Source organism: Streptomyces sp. YS-3 (assembly GCF_045257485.1).
In the GTDB taxonomy this organism is placed as follows: Bacteria; Actinomycetota; Actinomycetes; order Streptomycetales; family Streptomycetaceae; genus Streptomyces.
Genome location: NZ_JBJHPC010000503.1, coordinates 1 through 5,311, shown reverse-complemented (window position 1 = coordinate 5,311; position 5,311 = coordinate 1). Strand labels below are relative to the sequence as shown.

Sequence of the window (5,311 nt, the reverse complement as noted above, 5' to 3'; positions counted from 1 at the left end):
GTACCGACCCCCGCCCCCGCAGGGCCCGTGTCGTTCTTCGCTGGGCCGCCGCCGTCCTCGCCTTCCTCTCTGTCGGCGCCGGCACCGCGTACGCCGTCGTGGACCGCACCCGTACCGACGTGCCGGGGCTCGCCACCGAGTCGGACGGGCGGTGGCGGTATCCCGAGATCGCGCTGCCGCCGCTGCCCGCCGGCGCGCCCCGGCCGCTCGCGGCCTCCAACACCGCGCAGACGCACTACGCCGATCTGCGCGCGCTCGTGCTGCCCGCCCCCGAGGGCGCCAGGCCCGACCCCGCGCTGAAGGGGGACGACGGCTGGCTGCCGACCTCGGTCTTCCTCGCGCAGTACGAGAAGGAGGACCGGGCGGCTTTCGGCCAGTCGCTCGTCGACAACGGGCTGCGGCACATCGCGGCCCGGGGCTGGGTGATGCCCGACGGCACCCGGAGCCGGATCTTCCTGCTCCAGTTCGACACGCACGCCCTGGCCGAGCGGGTGCAGTCGCGGGACGTCACCCGCTACAGCACGCCGTACCACGCGCTCCTCGGCGCCCACTACGCCGAGCTGGACGGGTCGTTCCCGATGGAGGCCCAGGTCGAGGGCACCTCCCGCTACCCGTACAACGAGGTCCAGCCGTACGGGGCGGAGCAGCTGCGCCAGGCGTACGTGCTCGCGGGCGATGTCCTCGCCCTCGTCGTCCAGTCCCGTCCCGGCACCGCGAAGGCCGTCCCCTTCGAGCAGACCGTCGTCCTCCAGAACCAGCTGCTCGGCTGAGGGGGCGCACCTCACAGAGAAGGCCGTGGCCGAACCCATTAGGCTGGGGTTCGGCCCTTTACTGCCCACACGCTCATCCGAGGAGCACCCCGTGCTTGAGGCTTTCTTCGAAACCCTGCTGGTCCTGGTCTGCGTCGGTGTCCTCGCCTTCGCCGCTCTGGCCGTGAAGAAGCTGTACCAGGGCCAGCGCTGAACCGCGCCCCAGCCGCAGACGTAACGAAAGACTGATCGAAGCCTCATGATCGAGATCCCGTCCGACCTGAACCCGGACCTCGTCCCCCTCGCGTTCCTCCTCGGTACCTGGGAGGGCGCGGGTGTCACTGACTTCCCGGGCGCCGAGAAGGCCAATTTCGGCCAGTCCGTCACCTTCAGCCACGACGGCCGGGACTTCCTGGAGTACGTCTCGCACTCCTGGATCCTCGACGCCGACGGCAACAAGGTGAAGCCGCTGGAGACCGAGTCCGGCTTCTGGCGCATCGACAAGGACCGCAAGGTCGAGGTCGTCATGGTCCGCGACCAGGGCGTCGTGGAGATCTGGTACGGCGAGCTCGCCGACCAGAAGCCGCAGATCGACCTGGTCACCGACGCCGTGGCGCGCACCGCCGCCTCCGGTCCGTACACCGGCGGCAAGCGTCTGTACGGATACGTCAAGAGCGACCTCATGTGGGTCGGCGAGAAGGCGACCCCCGAGGTGGAGCTGCGGCCGTACATGTCCGCGCACCTCAAGAAGGTCGTCACGCCCGAGGAGGTCGCGGAGATGGCCCGGGGCCTGGGCGACCTGCCGGACGACGGGATCGCCTTCTTCAAGTAGGAAGAGCGAGCAGGCCACCGAGTACGGAGATCCGGGGGAGATCCGTTCCGCGCGGGGGCAATCCCGCGGTGGCTCCTACACTGGGCGTGTGGTGACCACCGACTGGCAGAGCGACCTCCGCAAGCGCGGGTACCGGCTGACCCCCCAGCGCCAGCTCGTGCTGGAGGCCGTCGACGTACTGGAACACGCGACGCCCGACGACATCCTCACCGAGGTGAGGAAGACGGCGGGCGGCGTGAACATCTCCACCGTGTACCGGACCCTGGAGCTCCTGGAGGAGCTGGGTCTGGTCTCGCACGCCCATCTGGGACACGGCGCCCCGACCTACCATCTGGCCGACCGCCACCACCACATCCATCTCGTCTGCCGGGACTGCACCTCGGTGATCGAGGCGGACGTGGACGTGGCGGCGGAGTTCACCGCGAAGCTGTGCTCGACGTTCGGCTTCACGACGGACATGAAGCACTTCGCGATCTTCGGCCAGTGCCAGGACTGTGCCAAGAACGCCGCGGAGGGTGCGAGTACCACGTCGTAGGCTTGCAGTCATGCAGCGACATTCCACGATGAGCCCTCTGCTGGCCCTCCCCGGCGCCGTCCCCGCCGAGGGACCCGACGACGGTGTCGCCGCGCACTACGGCGACCTCTTCCGCGAGCAGCGCGCCCTCGCCGCCGGCACCGGCCTCGTCGACCTCTCGCACCGCGGCGTCGTCACCGTCACCGGCGACGACCGGCTGAGCTGGCTGCACCTGCTGCTCACCCAGCACGTCAGCGATCTGCGGCCGGGTCTGGCCACCGAGGCGCTGATCCTCTCCGCGCACGGGCACATCGAGCACGCCCTCTACCTCGTCGACGACGGGACGACGGTGTGGGCGCACGTCGAGCCCGGGACGCAGGGCGAGCTCGTGGCGTACCTGGAGTCGATGAAGTTCTTCTACCGCGTCGAAGTCGCCGACCGTACGGCGGAGTTCGCGGTGGTGCACCTGCCCGCCGGATCGATCGCGCAGCCGCCCGCGGGCACGGTGGTACGGGAGACCTCGCACGGGCGGGACCTGTTCCTGCCGCGCGAGGAGCTGACGGGGTTCGCCGCCGAGCACGGTCCCGCGATCGGGATCCTGGCGTACGAGGCCCTGCGGGTCGAGGGGCACCGGCCGCGGCTCGGCCTGGAGACCGACCACCGCACCATCCCGCACGAGCTGGGCTGGATCGGCACCGCCGTGCACCTGCAGAAGGGCTGCTACCGGGGCCAGGAGACGGTCGCGCGCGTCCACAACCTGGGGAAGCCGCCGCGCCGGCTGGTCTTCCTGCACCTGGACGGCAGCGAGGTGCTGCTGCCGGGGCACGGGACGCCGCTGCGGGTCGCCGCGGACGGGGCGGAGGGCCGCCAGATCGGCTTCGTCACCACGTCGGCCCGCCACCACGAGCTGGGGCCGATCGCGCTGGCGCTGGTGAAGCGGAACGTGGCGGTGGACGCGGAGCTGCTGGCGGGGAACACCGCCGCCGCACAGGAGGTCGTGGTCGAGCCGTAGTCCCCCGCGGGGCCCCGCTGGGGCGCACCGCCGTGCGGGGCCGTACGGGCTACACCTCCACCAGCACCGTGAACGGGCCGTGGTTGGTCAGGGACACCCGCATGTCCGCGCCGAAGCGGCCCGTCTCCACCGTCGCGCCGAGCTCGCGCAGCCGCGCCACCACCTCGTCCACCAGCGGCTCGGCCACCTCGCCGGGGGCCGCCGCGTTCCAGGTGGGGCGGCGGCCCTTGCGGGCGTCGCCGTAGAGGGTGAACTGGGAGATGACCAGCAGCGGTGCGGCCACGTCCGAGCAGGACTTCTCGCCCTCCAGGATCCGCACCGACCACAGTTTCCGGGCCAGTTGCGCGGCCTTCTCGGGGGTGTCCCCATGGGTCACCCCGACCAGGACGCACAGGCCCTCGCCCGTGATCTCGCCGACCGTCTCGCCCGCCACCACGACGCTCGCGCCGTCGACCCGCTGTACCACCGCTCGCATGGAACCAACCTATTCCACGCACCAATCCGGCCCCACGGGGGCCGAACGGGTGGTGCGGGTCTGCATATGCACCACGGGGAGTGGCACGATGCTGACAGTCGGTGCGCCCCATCCCGCACCGGTCGAGGGGACGGTTAAGACACATGAGCACTCCTGGCGCCGGGCAGCAGTCGCCCGGCCCCGTTTCGCTGATCCGGACGAGCGCGTCGGCCGGGCGGGTGGCCGTGTCGCGACCACCCGTACAGCGTGCCGGTGACCACCTCTCCGTACCAACGGAGCACGATCTGACCGCGCTGCGGCTGCCGGAGCTGCGCGGTCTGTGCCGCCAGTCGCAGAGCGACGAGGCCGATCTCAGCTATGTGCGGCGGCTGCTGCACGGCCGTATCGACATCCTGCGGGCCGAGCTCGCCCGGCGCACCGGGCCGCACACGCCCGTCGTGGAGCGGCTCTCCGAGATCCTGGCGGACGCGCCCTCGCCGCACCGCGCCTCCGCCCGCCACGTCACGCTCTCCACGCCGCGCAGCGCCGAGTACCGGCGCCTGGCGGCCGAGATGGACGCGGAGGTCCAGCTCTCCGACCTCGACGCCCGTACGGACGAGGAGCTGCACACCGCCATGGGGCGCCTGATCCGGTACGAGCAGCAGGTCTCGCGGCGCCGCCAGCACCTCCAGCGGACCGCCGACGATTGCAGCGCGGAGATCGCCCGCAGGTACCGTGAAGGGGAAGCACAAGTAGACGACCTGCTCATCTGACCGACGAATCCAAGGTCACCGGGCGGTCCAGCCCCGGAAGGCCTGCGCCATGAGCACCGACACCGTCATATCCCCGGTCCTCGCCGAAGTCGTACGTTCCGGTTTCGTCGAGGGCCACCATCGGGGCTCGCTGGTGGTGCTGGGGGCCGACGGCGGCGTGGAGTTCGCGCTCGGCGACCCGGCGGCGCCGGTGTTCCCGCGCTCCAGCAACAAGCCCATGCAGGCCGCCGCCGTGCTGCGGGCCGGGCTCGACCTCGCCGGGGAGCGCCTGGCGCTCGCCGCCGCCAGCCACTCGGGCGAGGGCTTCCACCTGGACCTGGTCCGCAAGATGCTCGCCGAGCACGGGCTCACCCCGGACGACCTCCAGACCCCGCCCGACCTGCCGCTGGACCCGGCCGAGGCCGAGACGTACCTGGCGGCCGGCCAGGTCCGCGACCGGGTCACCATGAACTGCTCCGGCAAGCACGCGGCCATGCTCGCCGCCTGCCGCCTCAACGGCTGGGACGAGCGGTCCTACCTCGACCCCGCCCACCCGCTCCAGCGCCTCGTCCACGACGGCGTGGAGGCGGCGGCGGGCGAGCCGGTGGCGACGGTCGGCACGGACGGCTGCGGGGCGCCCCTGATGGCGATCAGCCTGACGGGTCTGGCCCGCGCCTTCCGTACGTTCGTGCTGGCCGAGCCCGGGACGCCGGAGCGCCGGGTGGCGGACGCGATGCGCGCGCACCCCGAGTACGTGGCGGGCACCCGCCGCCCCGACACCTGGCTGATGCGCGAGGTGCCCGGGGTGCTGTCCAAGATGGGCGCGGAGGCGGTGCAGGCGGTGGCGCTGCCGGACGGCCGGGCGCTCGCCTTCAAGGTCGACGACGGCGCCGCCCGCGCCCTCGGCCCGGTCCTCGCCCGCGCCCTGCGGCTGCTGGGCGTGGACGGCCCGGTCGTGGAGCGCATCGGGAGCGCGCCGCTGCTGGGCGGGGCCGAGC

Annotated in this window: 7 protein-coding genes; 6 read left to right on the top strand and 1 reads right to left on the bottom strand. The window is 72.2% G+C overall.

Annotation, left to right across the window (positions count from 1 at the left end; all coding sequences use genetic code 11):
* The 4 genes from ACJA3G_RS29290 to ACJA3G_RS29275 all read left to right on the top strand — a co-directional run.
* On the top strand, window positions 1-770 hold a 770-nt coding region (locus ACJA3G_RS29290), incomplete at its 5' end, for a hypothetical protein (RefSeq protein WP_406556052.1).
* 238 nt (window positions 771-1,008) lie between these two features.
* Window positions 1,009-1,581 (top strand): FABP family protein, encoded by a 573-nt coding sequence (locus ACJA3G_RS29285; RefSeq protein ID WP_406556051.1) that lies wholly within the window; start codon window positions 1,009-1,011, stop codon window positions 1,579-1,581.
* An 88-nt stretch (window positions 1,582-1,669) separates the two neighbouring features.
* Window positions 1,670-2,116, top strand: coding sequence for a Fur family transcriptional regulator (locus ACJA3G_RS29280; RefSeq protein ID WP_406556050.1), 447 nt, complete (start codon window positions 1,670-1,672; stop codon window positions 2,114-2,116).
* 10 nt (window positions 2,117-2,126) lie between these two features.
* A complete protein-coding gene (locus ACJA3G_RS29275; RefSeq protein ID WP_406556049.1) occupies window positions 2,127-3,107 on the top strand; it encodes a YgfZ/GcvT domain-containing protein in 981 nt (326 codons plus the stop codon).
* 49 nt (window positions 3,108-3,156) lie between these two features.
* Here the strand turns inward: ACJA3G_RS29275 and dtd are convergent, their stop codons facing one another.
* Window positions 3,157-3,582 (bottom strand): D-aminoacyl-tRNA deacylase, encoded by a 426-nt coding sequence (gene dtd / locus ACJA3G_RS29270; protein WP_406556048.1) that lies wholly within the window; start codon window positions 3,580-3,582, stop codon window positions 3,157-3,159.
* A gap of 143 nt (window positions 3,583-3,725) precedes the next feature.
* On the opposite strand from dtd, the gene ACJA3G_RS29265 reads away from it, so the two are divergent.
* Both ACJA3G_RS29265 and ACJA3G_RS29260 read left to right on the top strand, forming a co-directional pair.
* Window positions 3,726-4,334 carry an ABC transporter substrate-binding protein gene (locus ACJA3G_RS29265; protein ID WP_406556047.1) on the top strand — a complete coding sequence of 203 codons (609 nt, stop codon included), beginning with the start codon at window positions 3,726-3,728 and terminating at the stop codon, window positions 4,332-4,334.
* A gap of 49 nt (window positions 4,335-4,383) precedes the next feature.
* Window positions 4,384-5,311: asparaginase (locus tag ACJA3G_RS29260; RefSeq protein ID WP_406556046.1), on the top strand; the 928-nt coding region annotated here is incomplete at its 3' end.